This window comes from Rhodococcus sp. 4CII (assembly GCF_014256275.1).
Classification (GTDB): Bacteria; Actinomycetota; Actinomycetes; order Mycobacteriales; family Mycobacteriaceae; genus Rhodococcus_F; species Rhodococcus_F wratislaviensis_A.
Genome location: NZ_JACCFE010000002.1, coordinates 2,412,661 through 2,428,261, shown reverse-complemented (window position 1 = coordinate 2,428,261; position 15,601 = coordinate 2,412,661). Strand labels below are relative to the sequence as shown.

At 66.7% G+C, this 15,601-nt stretch carries 16 protein-coding genes and 1 pseudogene; 10 read left to right on the top strand and 7 right to left on the bottom strand.

The window, feature by feature from the left end; genetic code table 11:
- Positions 1 to 208 precede the first annotated feature (208 nt).
- From H0B43_RS42825 to H0B43_RS11740, 9 genes and pseudogenes are all read left to right on the top strand, one after another.
- A pseudogene (locus tag H0B43_RS42825) lies at positions 209 to 376 on the top strand (cytochrome P450); the annotation flags it as partial.
- Positions 377 to 439: 63 nt separating this feature from the next.
- Entirely contained in the window at positions 440 to 1,003 is a 564-nt protein-coding gene (locus tag H0B43_RS11775) for a TetR/AcrR family transcriptional regulator (RefSeq protein WP_185730008.1), read from the top strand.
- Positions 1,004 to 1,008: 5 nt separating this feature from the next.
- Entirely contained in the window at positions 1,009 to 2,235 is a 1,227-nt protein-coding gene (locus H0B43_RS11770) for a cytochrome P450 (protein ID WP_185727726.1), read from the top strand.
- Positions 2,228 to 3,013 carry an SDR family oxidoreductase gene (locus H0B43_RS11765; protein ID WP_185727727.1) on the top strand — a complete coding sequence of 262 codons (786 nt, stop codon included), beginning with the start codon at positions 2,228 to 2,230 and terminating at the stop codon, positions 3,011 to 3,013. The genes H0B43_RS11770 and H0B43_RS11765 overlap by 8 nt, the downstream gene beginning before the upstream one ends.
- Complete coding sequence (locus H0B43_RS11760; RefSeq protein ID WP_185727728.1) at positions 3,010 to 4,362, top strand: cytochrome P450; 1,353 nt, start codon at positions 3,010 to 3,012, stop codon at positions 4,360 to 4,362. Before H0B43_RS11765 ends, H0B43_RS11760 begins: the two co-directional genes overlap by 4 nt.
- On the top strand, positions 4,362 to 4,577 hold the full coding sequence (locus tag H0B43_RS11755) for a ferredoxin (RefSeq protein WP_185727729.1): 216 nt from the start codon (positions 4,362 to 4,364) through the stop codon (positions 4,575 to 4,577). The genes H0B43_RS11760 and H0B43_RS11755 overlap by 1 nt, the downstream gene beginning before the upstream one ends.
- Positions 4,577 to 5,125 (top strand): nuclear transport factor 2 family protein, encoded by a 549-nt coding sequence (locus H0B43_RS11750; RefSeq protein ID WP_185727730.1) that lies wholly within the window; start codon positions 4,577 to 4,579, stop codon positions 5,123 to 5,125. The genes H0B43_RS11755 and H0B43_RS11750 overlap by 1 nt, the downstream gene beginning before the upstream one ends.
- On the top strand, positions 5,119 to 6,375 hold the full coding sequence (locus tag H0B43_RS11745) for a hypothetical protein (protein WP_312033811.1): 1,257 nt from the start codon (positions 5,119 to 5,121) through the stop codon (positions 6,373 to 6,375). The genes H0B43_RS11750 and H0B43_RS11745 overlap by 7 nt, the downstream gene beginning before the upstream one ends.
- Positions 6,376 to 6,387: 12 nt before the next feature.
- A complete protein-coding gene (locus H0B43_RS11740; protein WP_185727731.1) occupies positions 6,388 to 7,998 on the top strand; it encodes an acyl-CoA synthetase in 1,611 nt (536 codons plus the stop codon).
- Between the two features lie 43 nt (positions 7,999 to 8,041).
- Here H0B43_RS11740 and H0B43_RS11735 read toward each other — a convergent pair whose 3' ends face one another.
- From H0B43_RS11735 to H0B43_RS11725, 3 genes are all read right to left on the bottom strand, one after another.
- On the bottom strand, positions 8,042 to 8,707 hold the full coding sequence (locus tag H0B43_RS11735) for a GNAT family N-acetyltransferase (RefSeq protein ID WP_185727732.1): 666 nt from the start codon (positions 8,705 to 8,707) through the stop codon (positions 8,042 to 8,044).
- A gap of 102 nt (positions 8,708 to 8,809) precedes the next feature.
- On the bottom strand, positions 8,810 to 9,325 hold the full coding sequence (locus H0B43_RS11730) for a nitroreductase family deazaflavin-dependent oxidoreductase (RefSeq protein ID WP_282555441.1): 516 nt from the start codon (positions 9,323 to 9,325) through the stop codon (positions 8,810 to 8,812).
- Between the two features lie 5 nt (positions 9,326 to 9,330).
- Complete coding sequence (locus H0B43_RS11725) at positions 9,331 to 10,494, bottom strand: steroid 3-ketoacyl-CoA thiolase (protein WP_185727733.1); 1,164 nt, start codon at positions 10,492 to 10,494, stop codon at positions 9,331 to 9,333.
- 160 nt (positions 10,495 to 10,654) lie between these two features.
- On the opposite strand from H0B43_RS11725, the gene H0B43_RS11720 reads away from it, so the two are divergent.
- Positions 10,655 to 11,911 (top strand): cytochrome P450, encoded by a 1,257-nt coding sequence (locus H0B43_RS11720; protein ID WP_185730011.1) that lies wholly within the window; start codon positions 10,655 to 10,657, stop codon positions 11,909 to 11,911.
- Between the two features lie 143 nt (positions 11,912 to 12,054).
- On the opposite strand, the gene H0B43_RS11715 is transcribed toward H0B43_RS11720, so the two are convergent.
- The 4 genes from H0B43_RS11715 to H0B43_RS11700 are packed head-to-tail and all read right to left on the bottom strand — an operon-like array spanning position 12,055 to position 15,599.
- On the bottom strand, positions 12,055 to 12,468 hold the full coding sequence (locus H0B43_RS11715) for a nuclear transport factor 2 family protein (protein WP_185727734.1): 414 nt from the start codon (positions 12,466 to 12,468) through the stop codon (positions 12,055 to 12,057).
- A gap of 10 nt (positions 12,469 to 12,478) precedes the next feature.
- On the bottom strand, positions 12,479 to 13,342 hold the full coding sequence (locus tag H0B43_RS11710) for a TIGR03619 family F420-dependent LLM class oxidoreductase (RefSeq protein ID WP_185727735.1): 864 nt from the start codon (positions 13,340 to 13,342) through the stop codon (positions 12,479 to 12,481).
- Positions 13,343 to 13,359: 17 nt separating this feature from the next.
- Positions 13,360 to 14,535, bottom strand: a complete 1,176-nt coding sequence (locus tag H0B43_RS11705; protein ID WP_185727736.1) for a thiolase domain-containing protein — start codon at positions 14,533 to 14,535, stop codon at positions 13,360 to 13,362.
- A complete protein-coding gene (locus tag H0B43_RS11700) occupies positions 14,535 to 15,599 on the bottom strand; it encodes a thiolase domain-containing protein (RefSeq protein ID WP_185727737.1) in 1,065 nt (354 codons plus the stop codon). Before H0B43_RS11700 ends, H0B43_RS11705 begins: the two co-directional genes overlap by 1 nt.
- Positions 15,600 to 15,601: the final 2 nt, after the last annotated feature.

Here is a 15,601-nt window from a genome sequence, read left to right as displayed (position 1 = left end):
AACAACTGGATGCCGCAATGGCGAGTCCCGGAGTTGCGATGGCCGACCGCGACTACGAAGCCGAGCCGCCGTGGCCGCTCCAGAAACTGGCGGAGTTGGTGGGTGCGGCGAATCCGACGCCGGCGAGGGCTCCCCGGAGTACGGATTCGTAGATCACGTCGAGGTCCGAGTCGTCGCCGAGGAAGTCGAAGTGCTCGCGGGGCACATCCGCGACGGGGACGTCTTCGGCGAGCCGTACCGGTTCGACATCGGCCGGAGTCCCAACCCGCAGATCGACCGGGTCGAGCCCGCCGGTCCGGTCGTCCGGCTGCGGTCGAAATTCATCAGTGGGATCAAGACGATGCCCGTGCGAATTCACCCGCGCGACATGGTGTGAGCGCCTGCTCTTCATTGCCAGGGGCCGGTAACTGTAGTAGCGTCCAGACACGTGTCCAGTAGTATGAATTTCGAGTCCACCCGCCGCCGTCTCACCGAGAAGCAAGCCGACACCGTCGACAAACTCACCAAGGCGGCCGTCGAAGTACTGCGCGAAGAGGGATTCGCGGGGCTCACTGTCCGCTCGGTGGCCGGTCTCGCCGGGGTCGCACCGGCAACCGCGTACACCTACTTCTCCTCGAAGGAACACCTCGTCGCCGAGGTCTTCTGGCGCCGCCTCGCCGCGTCGCCGCCGCAGCCCGCGGACGACGGACTCGACCGCACCGGACGCGTGGTCGCCGTGCTCCGCCATATCGCCCTCCTGGTGGCGGACGAACCCGAACTCGCCGGTGCCGTCACCAACGCGCTGCTCGGCCGCGACCCCGACGTGGAACACCTCCGTGCCCGCATCGGGCTCGAGATCCGTGATCGCCTTGCCGCGGCGCTGGGCGAGGGCCACGACCCCGACGTCCTCGAAGCACTGGAGCTGCTGTACGCCGGCGGCCTCGTCCGCGCGGGAATGGGCTACGGGTCCTACGCACAATTCGCCGATCGACTCGAAACTTCCGCCAAGCTGATTCTGGAGTAGATGCCATGACCGCAGCCTCGATGCCCGGGGTGTCCCGCAATCCGGTGACGTTCAATCCGTACGACTATGGCTTCCACGAAGATCCGTACGTCACGTATCGAAGACTGCGGGAAGAGGCGCCGGTCTACTACAACGAGGAACTCGACTTCTGGGCGCTGTCCCGGCACGAGGACGTCGTCGCGGCGTTCCGCGACAACCAGCGCCTGTCGAGCGCGAACGGGGTGTCGCTCGACCCAGCGGCCTACGGTCCGCACGCCCACAAGACCATGTCCTTTCTCGCGCTGGACGATCCGCGGCACATGCGGATGCGGCAGTTGGTGTCCCGCGGCTTCACCCCGAGGCGGGTGAACGAACTGGAGGGCCGCATCCTGGATCTGACCCGGCAGTACCTCGCCCCGGCGCTCGAGGCGGGCGAGTTCGACTGGATCGCCGAATTCGCGGGCAAGCTCCCGATGGACGTGATCTCGGAGCTGATGGGGGTGCCGGAGGCCGACCGCGGCGAACTCCGCCGGCTCGCCGATCTGGTGGTGCATCGCGAGGAGGGCGTCCTCGACGTGCCGCACGCTGCGATGGAGGCGTCGCTCTACCTCGTCGGCTACTACGCCGACATGCTGGCCGAGCGGCGTAGAAGACCGACCGAGGACCTCACCTCGGCCCTGCTCGAGGCGGAGATCGACGGTGACCGGCTCACCGACGACGAGATCATCGCCTTCATGTTCCTGATGGTGGTGGCGGGCAACGAGACCACCACCAAACTGCTCGGCAACGCGCTGTACTGGGGTTTCCGCTATCCGGCCGAGGCCAGGCACGTATTCGAGGACGTGAGCCGGGTGCCGGAGTGGGTGGAGGAGACCCTGCGTTTCGACACGTCCAGCCAGATGGTCGCGCGGACGGCGGCCGTCGACCTCGACTTCCACGACCGGACGATTCCCGCCGGCCACAAGGTGCTGATCCTCATCGGGTCCGCGAACCGCGACTCGGCGGTGTTCGAGGACGCCGACGAATACCGGATCGGCAGAGACACGTCCAACAAGCTCGCGAGCTTCGGCGGCGGCACCCACTTCTGCCTCGGCGCCCACATGGCCCGGCTGGAAGCGCGGATCGCCCTCACCGAACTCGTCACCCGCATCGACGACTACGACATCGACGAGGCGAACAGCGTGCGGGTCCACTCGACCAACGTGCGCGGTTTCGCCGCCCTTCCCCTGAAAGTGCAGGTCCGCGATGCCTAGATTCGAACCCAACCCGCAGCGACGCCCGTCGGTCGTCGCCGGGGCGTCGTCCGGAATCGGGACGGCGACGGCCTATGCGCTGGCGGAGGCCGGTCACCCCGTCGCGCTCGGTGCCCGCCGGGTGGCCGAGTGCGAGGAGATCGCGGAGAAGATCCGCAGCAACGGGGGAGAGGCGTTCGCGCACTTCCTCGACGTCACCGACACCGCCTCCGTCGACAACTTCGTCATCGCGGCCGAAAAGGCGCTGGGCCCCATCGAGATCGCGCTGTCGGGAGCAGGAGACCTGGAGTTCTCCGTCGCGCACGAGATGGACCCCGACCAATTCCTGGGGCAGGTCGACGTCCACCTGGTCGGCGCGCAGCGCCTCGCGCACCGAATCCTCCCCGGCATGATCGAACGCCGGCGGGGAGACTTCGTCCTGATCGGATCCGACTGCGCCGACACACCCCGACCCCGGATGGGCGCGTACAACGCCGCCAAGGCCGGTGTCGAGATGATGGGCCGGCAGATGCGAATGGAGTTGGAGGGCACCGGCGTCCGGGCTTCGGTCGTGCGTCCGGGCCCCACCCAGACATCCATGGGGATGAACACCACCGAGGAGGTCATCGGACCCGTCCTCGAGGACTGGGCGAAATGGGGATTCGCCCGGCACTCGTACTTCCTGCGCGCCTCGGCGATCGCCGACGCCGTCGTCGCTGCCGTCAGTGCGCCCCGAGGCGCACACATGGTGCTGATCGAGGTGCAGCCCGAGGCGCCCCTGCGAAAGGATGGAGAATGAATCCGACTACCCCGCAACGGGTGTCCGGCGGCCGGCACGAGCACGGACACCTCGACGAACTGCGTACCGACCCGATCGCGCTGATGCGCCGCGTCCGGGAGGAATGCGGCAACGTCGGCGTCTTCCAGCTCGCCGACAAGAAGGTGGTGCTGCTGTCCGGCGCCGAGGCCAACGAATTCTTCTTCCGCTCCACCGACGAGGATCTCGACCAGCAGGCCGCCTACCCGTTCATGAAGCCGATCTTCGGCGAGGGAGTCGTGTTCGACGCGAGTCCCGAGCGCCGCAAGGAGATGCTGCACAACCAGGCGCTGCGCGGCGAGCAGATGAAGGGCCATGCCGCGACGATCGCCCACGAGGTCGACCGCATGGTGGCGCGGTGGGGTGAGGAGGGGGAGATCGATCTCCTCGAGTTCTTCGCGGAGCTGACCATCTACACGTCCTCGGCCTGCCTGATCGGGAAGAAGTTCCGGGAGCAACTCGACGGCCGGTTCGCGCACCTGTATCACGAGCTGGAGCAGGGCACCGACCCCATCGCGTACGTCGACGCGTACGCGCCGATCGAGAGCTTCCGCAGGCGGGACGAGGCGAGGGTGCAGCTGGTGGCGCTCGTCCAGGAGATCATGACCGGGCGCATCCAGAACCCGCCGCAGGGCAAGGAGGATCGGGACATGCTCGACGTGCTCGTCTCGATCAAGGACGAGAACGGCAACGAGCGCTTCACCGCTGATGAGATCACCGGCATGTTCATCTCGATGATGTTCGCCGGGCACCACACCACGTCCGGCACCGCGGCCTGGACCCTCATCGAACTTCTGCGGCACCCCGACTACGCCAAGCAGGTGGTCGCGGAACTCGACGATCTCTATTCGGACGGCTCCGACATCAGCTTCGGAGCGCTCCGGCAGATCCCGAAACTCGAAGCGGTACTGAAGGAGACACTGCGGCTGCATCCACCACTGATCATCTTGCTCCGCGTCGCCCGTGGCGACTTCGAGGTCGGCGGCTACCGGATCGCCGAGAACGACCTAGTGGCGGCCACACCCGCGATCTCCAACCGGATCGCGGAGGACTTCCCGAACCCGGACACGTTCGACCCGGAACGGTACATCGACCCCAACCAGGAAGACATCGTCAACCGATGGACCTGGATACCGTTCGGGGCGGGCAGGCACCGCTGCGTCGGGGCCGCGTTTGCGCTGATGCAGCTGAAGGCGATCTTCTCGATCCTCCTGCAGGACTGGGAGTTCGAGATGGCACAACCGTCCGAGACGTACCGCAACGATCACAGCAAGATGGTGGTTCAACTGCAGCAGCCGTGCACGGTGAGGTACCGGAAGCGAAGCAAGTGATGAAAATCGAAGCCGACCTCGACCTGTGTCAGGGTCATGCCGTGTGCGAGATGGAGGCGCCCGATGTCTTCGCCGTCCCGAAGCACGGCAAGGTCGAGATCCTCGACACCGACCCCCCGGAGAAACTGCGTGCCGAGGTGGAGAGCGCCGTGCGCTTCTGCCCCACCCAGGCCCTGCGGATCCTCGCGGACAACGACTCAGAAGGAGATGCCTGATGGCCCCTTTCGACCGCGCCGAACTCGACGAGATGGTGCAGCGCTGGGTGGACGAGAACAAGCGGTGCGAATCGCTCGGCGACTGGAAGCCGCTCGCCGAGATGTACACCGAGGACGCCACGTACGGATGGAATTACGGGCCGAAGGACGACTTCATGGCCGTCGGCCGGGACGAGATCCGCGACCTGGCGCTCGGACAGGAAATGGACGGGCTCGAGGGCTGGGAGTATCCGTACCAGCAGTTCGTCGTCGACGATCGCAGCGGCGACGTCATCGGATTCTGGAAGCAGGTGTCCGAGCGCACCCGCGACGACGGCACGCACTACCAGGTCACCGGAATCGGTGGCAGCTGGTTCCGGTACGGCGGCAACTTCCAATGGTCCTGGCAGCGTGACTTCTTCGACTTCGGCAACGTCTCCAGCCTGTTCCTCGAGATGATCACGAACAACGCCATGTCCGACGGCATGAACGCGCGGATCCAGCGCGCGACGTCCGGCCGGTTGCCGGGCTGGTATCCCGTCGGGCAGGCCCCGGTTCCGCTGTGGTGAGTACGGTGAAGGGTCCGGCGTCGTTCGCCGATCTGTCCCGCGAGGATCTCGCGATTCTCGTTCCGGAACTGCTCCTGTGCGGTCATCTCATCGACCGCTCCGGTATGCCGCACCTGATCGGGGCGTTCGGTCGCGAGGGCATGACGCAGGTCGCGATCGAGGAATGGATGGCGTCCAGCCCCGTCTACACGAGGCGGATGCAACGGGCTTTGGGGTTCGAGGGCGACGGCGTCGTCACGATATTCAAGGGCCTGCAACTCGACATCGGCGCACCGCCACAGTTCATGGACTTCCGGTACCGCGTCACCGATCACGACCACGGCGAGTTCTGGCTCGAACACTGCGGGGCGCTGATGGACGTCGAACCGATGGGCGACGAATACGTGACGGCCATGTGCCACGACATCGAGGACCCGACGTTCGACGCCACCGCACTGGCCACCAACCCGCACGCGCAGGTGCGTCCCGTGCACCGCCCGCCGCGACGGCCCGCGGACCGGACACCGCACTGCCTCTGGACGGTCACCATCGACGACGCCCACGTGCCGCCCCCGATTCCGGCCGGTCTCGTGACGGTGGGGAAGTCGCGGGCCGCGACGGTCGCGCTGTCGCCGATCGACAGCGGCGGGCCGGGACGGCACGACTACGCCGGCGCGCTCCTCGCCGATCTTCGGTTCGCGGACTTCTCCCATTCGGCGCTGACCAGACTGGCGGAGGAGGTGTGCATGCAGCAGCATCTGCTGACCCTCGGGTTCCTGCTCGCCGTGCGGGCCCGCACCGACGCCGCGGCCGCACTCGACCTCGCCCGCAAGCAGCTCACCGGCATCGCCGGCCTTACGTCGGAGCGGATCCGGAACGCACTCGGGCTGCCCGCGGATCTCGTGGGTCTGGCCGCCGTCCTCGCCGTGCACCCGGCGCTGAATCCCCGGCAGTACGTGGACGTCACGATCTCTCTCGACCACCGACTGCTGCTCACGCTCGGACGGGACTGCGGGGCCGGGGCGGACGGGGCCTGGCCGTCCATGATCGACGGCGAGCACCTCGCGCCGTTGAACGCGCTCGTGCGCGGGGTGTCGCCGACGTTCGCGGTGCGGGTGGTCGAGGAGACGGACACGGCGCTGACAGTGGAGGTCGTCACCGGTGAGCCGCCCGCGACGGAGGCACCCGAGGTCGCCCTCACCCGGTTCAGCACCGGCGCCGACTTCACGTTCACCGACCGCGGCATACCCCTACCACTCACCGTCGTCTGAGAGGACGCTCCCGTGGCCTACAACCTTGCGGACCTCTTCGAGCATTCCGTGGACGCGATGCCGGAGCGGGTGGCACTGATCTGTGGCGCCCGTAGCGTCACCTACCGGGAACTGGAAGACCGGGCCAACAGACTGGCCCACCACTTCCTGGACGCGGGGCTGACCGCCGGTTCGCACATCGGCGTGCACCTGCACAATTCGGTCGAGACCATGGAGACGTTGCTGGCGGCGTACAAGATTCGCGCGATCCCGGTCAACATCAACTACCGCTACACCAGCGACGAACTCGCCTACGTCTACGGCCACGCGGAACTCGACGCCGTCGTCCACCATCGGATCTACGCCTCGCGCGTCGCGGAGGTCCTGCCGTCGTTGCCGAGGATCCGGCACACCGTCGTCGGCGAGGACGATCTCGGCGGAGTCGGCCTGCCCAGCGACTCGATGCCGTACGAGGAGGCGCTGTCCGGCAGCGGCGACCGGGACTTCGGCGATCGCAGCTCCGAAGACCTGTTCATCATGTACACGGGCGGCACCACGGGACGTCCCAAAGGAGTGGTGTGGACGCACGAGGCGATCTGGCGGGTTCTCGCGGGCGGGCTCGACTTCTACACCGGTGAGTCGATCGACGACGAATACCAGCAGTCGCGGGTGGGGTCGCAGGAGGAACCGACGCTGTGGTTTGCCGTGCCGCCGCTGATCCACGCGGCCGCGATGATGCCGACGTTCACCGCGTTGTTCAGCGGCAACACCGTGCTGCTGGAATCGAAGTTCGACGCCGACCGGACGTGGGAGCTCGTCGAGCGGCACCGGGTGCAGATCCTCATCATCACCGGAGACGCGATGGGGCGGCCGCTGATCGAGGCGCATCGACCCTCACGCACCGACACGTCGAGCCTGGGTGTCGTGGCATCCGGGGCCGCGCTGTTCTCCCCGGTGATCAAGGACGCCTTCCTCGACGCGTTCCCGGGACTGCTGGTCTCCGATTCCATCGGCGCCTCCGAAACCGGTTTCGGCGGAATCGGTTTCGCGACCAAGGGGGAGAAACAGGTAGGTGGGCCCCGGGTGCCCGCCGGACGCTACGCCCTGGTGCTCGACGACAACGACGTGCCCGTCGCACCGGGCTCCGGGACGGACGGCTGGTTCGCGAAGGGCGGGTACGTCCCCCTCGGCTACTACAACGACCCGGAGAAGACCCGGGAGATCTTCCGGGAAGTCGACGGGCGACCCGTCGTCGTCACCGGCGACCGCGCGCGAATCGAGGCCGACGGATCGATCACCCTGCTCGGCCGGGGCAACATGGTGATCAACACCGGTGGCGAGAAGGTGTTCGCCGAAGAGGTCGAGAGCGCGGTCAAGGCGTACCGCGACGTCTACGACGCCATCGTCGTCGGCGTCCCCGACGAACGCTGGGGTCACCGCGTCTCCGCGGTCGTGCAGGCACGCAACGGTCGAGGCGTCGACTTCGCCGGGCTCGAGGAACACGTACGGCAGAGCCTCGCCGGCTACAAGATTCCGCGTCTGGTGTGGGTGGAGCAGACTGTCCAGCGCACGCCGAGCGGCAAACCCGACTACCGGTGGGCGCAGGGCGTCACCAAACAGCGCGACCCCGACCACCGCACGTGAGTGGCAAAGCGTGCTCCGGCACGCTTTGCCACCCACGTGGGGGTCAGGCTGGAGCGCGGACGACCAGGACCGTTCCCGGGAACTCCGCGGCGAGTTCCTGACGGCTGTGCTTCACGGCCGCGGTGCCGTAGCCCTTCTTCCGGGCGTCGGGCGAGATCCAGATCGCGACGTCGACCTCACGTCCCGACAGTTCGCCGAACACCAGGCCGACCGCCGTGTTCTCCGCGGTGTCCTCACACACGAACCATGCCGCGGACTCGTCGTCGACCCGGCTCAGGCCTTCGGCGCGTTCCTTCTCGATCCGCTCCTCGGACCACTGCGTGCCCGCGTCGTCGACCTGTTCGGCGCAGCGGCGCCGGAACAGCTCGGCGTCCTCCTCGGTCTGCGTGAACGGGCGCAGACGGAAGTTGCGGCCGGTACTCGCCGGCCGGTCGCTCGCGGTCCATTCCAGCGTGGCATCGAGGTCTTTCAGTTCCGTCTGGATGCGCAGCCGCTCGACCTTGGTGAGCCGCCGGAACGTCAGGTTGAGGACGGCCTCCGCGTATGCCTCGGTGGTGTCGAGGAGTCCGGCGACAGTGGTGAGGGCCTCGGCGTGGTCCTCGCTGTCGACGATGGCATCGAGAACCTCGTGGCGCTGCTCGAGTGCGCGCAGCAGGACCGCGGTGAGCTCGCGACGGTCATGTATCCGATCTTGAACCTGTGTACTCATGTCTGCAATTTCCTCGCCCTCGGCCGTCCAACAAGTCCGTACGCGTCAATACTGCAAGAAGTCCTCCGGCATGGCATCCGTTACCCGGCGGTACATACAGATCTATCGGGGCGTGCAGACGACGACTGGGATCGTGCGGTCGGTCCAGGCCTGGTAGTTGTCGAAGTCGGCGTACATGTCCACGAGCCGCGGCCACAGGTCCGCGCGTTCCCCGGGATCGGCCACGTGGGCGGTCATCGGCCGCACCCGCGACTTCACCTGGACGGTCACGTCGGGATTCGCGCGGAGATTGAGATACCACATCGGATGCTTCGGGAGGCCGCCCTGCGAGGCGACGAGGATGATGCGGTCGCCGTCCTCGAGGAACAGCAGCGGGCTGATCCGCGGCTCGCCGCTCTTGCGGCCGGTGGTGGTGAGCAGGCAGACGGGCAGACCGCGCGGGAAGGCACTGCCGACCCGCCACGTGCTGCCCAGTCGCCCGCCCGTCCGCCGGTACAGCACGACGTTGATCTTCGACATCCACTTGATGGCGGAGACGGTCCACTTCGAGTCGAGGCCGGGCGGTCGAGCGGAGCGAGGGGAATTTGGCTCGGGGCGAGCGGCGGCGGGTGCATTCATCGGGTCTAGATCCGCTCGATGATGGTGCCGGTGGCGAGTGCGCCGCCCGCGCACATCGTGATCAGCGCGGTCGATCCGTCGGTGCGTTCGAGTTCGTGCAGCGCGGTGGTGATCAGACGAGACCCGGTGCTGCCGACGGGATGGCCGAGCGCGAGCGCCCCGCCGTTGACGTTGACCCGATCCATGTCGGGCCCGTGCACCGACGCCCACGACAGCAGCACCGACGCGAAGGCCTCGTTCACCTCGAACAGGTCGAGGTCGCCGATCTTCATACCGCTGCGTTCGAGGACGCGGGCCGTGGCCTGTACAGGTCCGTCGAGGTGGAATTCGGGTTCGGAGCCGACGAGCGCCTGGGAGATGATCCGCGCCCGCGGCGTCAGTCCGAGTTCGCGGGCCCGGGCCTCGTCCATCAGCATGACGGCGGCGGCACCGTCGGAGATCTGCGACGACGTGCCCGCGGTGTGAATGCCGCCCTCGAGAACGGGCTTCAGCCTGGCGAGCGATTCCGCGGTGGTGTCGCGCAGACCCTGATCGCGGCTGACCACCTGTATCTCACCGGTGAGCGTGCCGTCCTTGTCGACGACGGGTGCGGTCACGTGCAGCACTTCCCGGTCGAATCGGCCTTCGTCCCAGGCCTGCTTGGCGCGGGCCTGCGAACGTACGCCGAGGGCTTCGACGTCGACGCGGGTGATTCCGCGGCGACGGGCGATACGTTCTGCGGCCTCGAACTGGTTGGGCATGTCGATGTCCCAGTCTGCGGGCCGACGTGGGCCGGCGTTCTCGCCGACGTTCGCGCCGAGCGGCACCTGGCTCATCGCTTCGATGCCGCAGGCGATTCCGACGTCGATGGCGTCGGTGGCGATCAATCCCGCGACGAGGTGGTTGGCCTGCTGGGCGGAGCCGCACTGGCAGTCGATCGTGGTGGCGCCGACCTGCCAGGGCAGCCCGGCATGCAGCCACGCGGTCCGGGTGATGTTGTTCGACTGTGCGCCGGCCTGTGTGACGCAACCGCCGATGACCTGTTCCACCAGTTCGGGGTCGATGCCGGAGCGGTCGAGGATGCCCCGCTGAGCGGCGCCGAGGATCTCGGCGGCGTGTAATCCGGACAGCCAGCCACCGCGCTTTCCGATCGGGGTGCGTACGGCCTCGACGATTACTGGTGTGCCCACGGCGGGCTCCTTTCCTTGTTCTCAAAAAATAGAACAGGTTCTGCTATCCGGGCAAGGTCTGAATGAGCTTTCCTTTGCTAGTCGCCCGGCTTGTGCTTCAATGCTAGTAGAACGTGTTCCACATCACGGAGTGGTGTATGGCTTAGGGCAGGAGACAGCAGTGGTGCAGCCCAATCTTCCAGAGGGTTTCGACTTCACCGACCCGGACATCTACGCAGAGCGCATTCCTTACCAGGAGTTCGCCGAACTGCGGAAGACTGCCCCGATCTGGTGGAACCCGCAGCCGCCGGAGATCGGTGGCTTCCACGACGACGGCTACTGGGTCGTCAGCAAGCTCGAGGACGTCAAGGAGGTGTCGCGGCGCAGCGACGTGTTCTCCACCCACGAGAACACCGCGATCGTGCGCTTCGCCGACGACATTCCGCGCGAGAACATCGAGATGCAGCGCTTCATCCTCATCAACAAGGACGCTCCCGAGCACACGAAACTCCGCAAACTCGTCTCCCGCGGCTTCACGCCCCGGGCGATCAACAGCCTGCGCGAAGAACTCACCGAACGCGCCGAGAAGATCGTGAAGGCCGCGGCGGAATCGGGTGCCGGCGACTTCGTCACCCAGGTGGCGTGTGAGCTTCCGCTGCAGGCGATCGCCGAACTGCTCGGTGTGCCGCAGGAGGATCGACTGAAGGTGTTCGACTGGTCGAACCAGATGACGGGCTACGACGACCCCGAACTGGACATCGACCCGAACGCCGCATCGATGGAGATCCTCGGCTACGCGTACCAGATGGCGGACGAGCGCAAGAAGTGCCCCGCCGAAGACATCGTCACGACGCTGATCGAAGCGGACATCGATGGAAATGAGCTTTCTCCTGAGGAATTCGGCTTCTTCGTGATCCTGCTGGCGGTCGCCGGCAACGAGACCACCCGCAATGCCATCACACACGGCATGATGGCATTCCTGGACCATCCCGATCAGTGGGAGCTCTACAAGAAGGAGCGTCCCAAGACGGCGGCGGACGAGATCGTCCGGTGGGCGACCCCGGTCAACTCGTTCCAGCGCACCGCACTGGAAGACACCGAACTCGGCGGAGTGCACATCAAGAAGGGGCAGCGAGTCGTAATGCTCTACGGCTCCGCGAATTTCGATGAAGACGCGTTCGAGAACCCGGAGAAGTTCGACATCATGCGGGAGAACAACCCGCACGTCGGGTTCGGCGGCACCGGTGCCCACTTCTGCCTCGGCGCCAATCTGGCGCGACTCGAGATCGACCTGATCTTCAATGCGATTGCGGATCACCTGCCCGACATCAGTAAGCTGGGAGATCCGCGGCGGTTGCGCTCGGGCTGGCTCAACGGCATCAAGGAGTTTCAGGTCGATTACAACACTGCGTCAGGCGGTTGCCCGGTCAGGCACTGACCCCCCTGATTCAGCGGCGTCGGAGGGCACCCTCATCCTCTCCGACGCCGCTGTCCTCTTTCCGTGCGAGAGGCGAGGATACGGAAATGCGTGCCGGCCCTTCGGGCACGGCACGCTTTTCCTCCGGCGGGTGATCCGGACCGTCAGATCTTACGCAGTGTCTTCATCGCCCGATCGACCTCCCAGAAGGCCCGCAGCGACGTGATCTTGCCTTCGTCGTTCACGCGGTAGATGAACACACCCTCGGCGTCGATCTGTGATCCCGCGACCGTGGACCGGATGGTCCCGATGTTCACGTTCTCGTTACCGCAAACCAGTGAATCGGTGATGAGGAACTCGAGCGATTCGGTGGTCGCGATCGTCATGTCGTAGAACCGGGAGATCGCGTCGAGGCCGTGGTGACCCTTGCCTTCGGGGTCGAAACCCGAAGGGCCGACGGGGTCTTCCACGCACGCGTCCTCGGCGAACAGGGCCAGCCACTCGTCCTTGCGCCTGCCGCTGGCGGCCTCGCGGGAAGCCTGCCCGGCGAGGCGGGCGGGATGGTCGTTCGTCGTCATGTCTTCGCCCCTATCCGATGTACTGGTCGGCGAACTTACGCAGCGACTCCTGCTTGGCCTCGATCGGTCCGTCGAAGCCGATGCCGTCGAACACCCAGGGAACGACGATCGTGTCGGTGACTCCGGCGTCCTCGAGTTCGGCGTACCCGTCCTTGCCGAAACGGTCGATGCAGACGGTCTGGATCTCGTACGGAAGATCGGCGCGGCCGTACTCCTCGCGGAGTTCCCGCAATCGCGCGATGACCTGGACGAGATCGTCGAACTTGATCATCGCCGACGTCCAGCCGTCACCCACCCGGGCCGCACGGCGCAGGGCCACATCGGTGTGCCCGCCGACGTAGAACGGCACCGGCTTCGTCGGGGCGGGGCTCATCTGCAGGCGGTCGAAGTCGTAGAACTCACCGTGATACTCGACCATCCCGCCGCCGAGGATCAGCTTGATGACGTCGATCATCTCGTCGACGCGTGCACCGCGCTTCGCGTACGGCACCCCGCACCACTCGAATTCCTCCGGTGCCCAGCCGATCCCGACGCCGAACCCGAACCGGTTGCCGATGAGGTTCGCCACCGATCCCACCTGGCGGGCCAGGAGCACCGGATTGCGGGAACCCAGCTTGAGGACCTGGGTGTAGAACTCGATCTTCGACGTCACCGCACCCATCGCGGCCGCCGCGATCAGCGGATCCACCCACGGCGTCTCCTCGGTCCACATCCGGGAGCCGTCCGGGGTGTACGGGTAGTCGGCGCTCTGCTTCTCCATGAAGAACAGCGAGTCGGGGAGTGCGATGGACGAGAACCCGCACTCTTCGGCTGTCTTCGCGAGAGCCGGCAACTGATCGAGGGGATTCATGGCGATGCCGACGGTGAATTTCACTGGTGACGTCCCTACTGCTAGTTGTTCGGCCGGTCGGAACCGACCACCCACATCGAGAAGTACTGCGAACCGCCGCCGTAGGCGTGTCCGAGCGCCTTGCGTGCGTCCTTCACCTGGTGGTCGCCGGCGCGGTGCATCACCTGCATCGCCGCCTCGGCGAACCGGATCATCCCGGAGGCGCCGATCGGGTTGGACGACAGCACGCCGCCGGACGCGTTGAGCGGAAGCCGACCGCCGATGGCCGTCTCGCCCGCCTCGGTGAGTTTCCATCCCTCACCCTCGGCGACGAAGCCGAGATTCTCGAGCCACATCGGTTCGAACCAGGAGAAGGGAACGTAGATTTCGGCGACGTCGATCTCGTCGAGCGGATCCTTGATCCCGGCCGCCTTCCACAGCGCGGCCGCGGCGTCCCGGCCCGCCTGCGGATTCACCTGGTCGCGTCCGGCGAACGTGGTGGGCTCGGTGCGCATCGCGGTGGCGTGAATCCACGCGACCTCACGACCGTCGGCGGTGACCTGCTCGGCGGCCTCCTCGTTGCCGATCACCAGGGCGCAGGCGCCGTCCGAGGACGGGCACGTCTCGTCATAGCGGATCGGGTCCCACAGCATCTGCGAGGCCTGCACGGATTCGAGGGTGATGTCGGGCTGCTTGAGGTGGGCGTAGGGGTTGAGGCTGCCGTTCAGCCGGTCCTTCACCGCCACCATCGCGCCGATGTGATCGGGTGCCCCCGACCGCCGGATGTACGAGCGGACGTGCGGGGCAAAGTAGCCGCCCGCGCCGGCGCCGACCGGCATGTGGAACGGGATCGGGGTGGACAGGGCCCACATCGCGTTCGACTCCGACTGTTTCTCCCACGCCACCGTCAGCACCCGCGTGTGCACCCCCGACTTCACGAGGCTCGACGCCACGCACGCGGTCGATCCGCCGACCGAGCCCGCCGTGTGCACACGCAGGAGCGGTTTGCCGTTGGCGCCCAGCGCGTCCGACATCGCGAGCTCCGGCATCATCGACCCCTCGAACAGGTCGGGGGCCTTCCCGATCACGACGGCGTCGATATCGTCCCAGCCCACCCGCGCGTCTTCCATCGCGCGGTCGATCGCCTCGCGCACCAGCCCGGCCATGGACACGTCGTGCCGTTTCGCCACGTAATGGGTCTGACCAGTGCCCAGTACGGCGGCCAATTGATTCGCCATCAGTTGCGTCCCTCCAAGACTGCGACCAGATTCTGTTGCAGCACAGCACCACTCGTGGCGTGCGCCAGCGTGCGCCCGGCGTTGCCGTCCATGATGGCCTTGGCTGCGTAACCTATGCGTTCCAGACCCGCCGAGAACATCGGGTTCCCGCTCAGCGGGCCGCCCGACGGGTTGATCGTCGTCGCGTCGGACAGTCCGATGGCCTCGCGGAGGATCAGTTCCTGATGAGTGAACGGTCCGTGCAGTTCGGCCACGTCGATTCCGCCGACGTCCCCGCCGGTGGCGGCGCGGGCAGAGGCCGTCGTCGAGGGTGAGACCGTCAGGTCGCGGGCACCGAAGTTGGGGGAGTCGATCCGATGGTCGACCCCGGTGATCCACGCCGGCCGCTCGCACAGTTCACGCGCGCGGTCGCCGGCCGCGAGCACGACCGCGGCGGCACCGTCCGTGATGGGCGCGCAATCGTGGGCACGCAACGGATCCGCGACGAACGGGCTGGCGAGCAGCGCGTTGATGTCGACGTGCCCCGACAGTTGGGTGTTCGGATTGCTCTCGGCGGCGGCCCGGCTGCGCGCGGCCACGGCCGCCATCTCCTCGGACGTCCACTTCCCGGCGTCCAGCCCGAGACGGGCCTGCAGTCCGGCGAGCGACACCGAGTCGAGCGCCAGTGGCGCGACCAGATAGGGGTCGAGCTGCATCGACAGGACCTTGCGGAGGTTGCCCGCCGACGACTTGCCGAAACCGTAGACGAGCGCGGTGTCGACCTCGCCGGTCATGATCTTGACCCAGGCCTCGTAGAACGCCCAGGCCGCGTCCATCTCGACGTGCGATTCGTTGATCGGCGGTACCGCACCGATCGAATCGACGGCGGAGATGAAGGAGAACGAACGCCCCGCCAGGTAGTCCGACGAGCCCGAACACCAGAAACCGATGTCGGACTTGGTGATCCCGAGCTCCTCGTACAGTTGCTGGAAGCAAGGGACCAGCATCTCGACGCCGTTGGTGGTGCCGGTGGTCTCGCGCACGTGTGGTGCGTGCGCGAACCCGACGACTGCGATATCTGTCATTG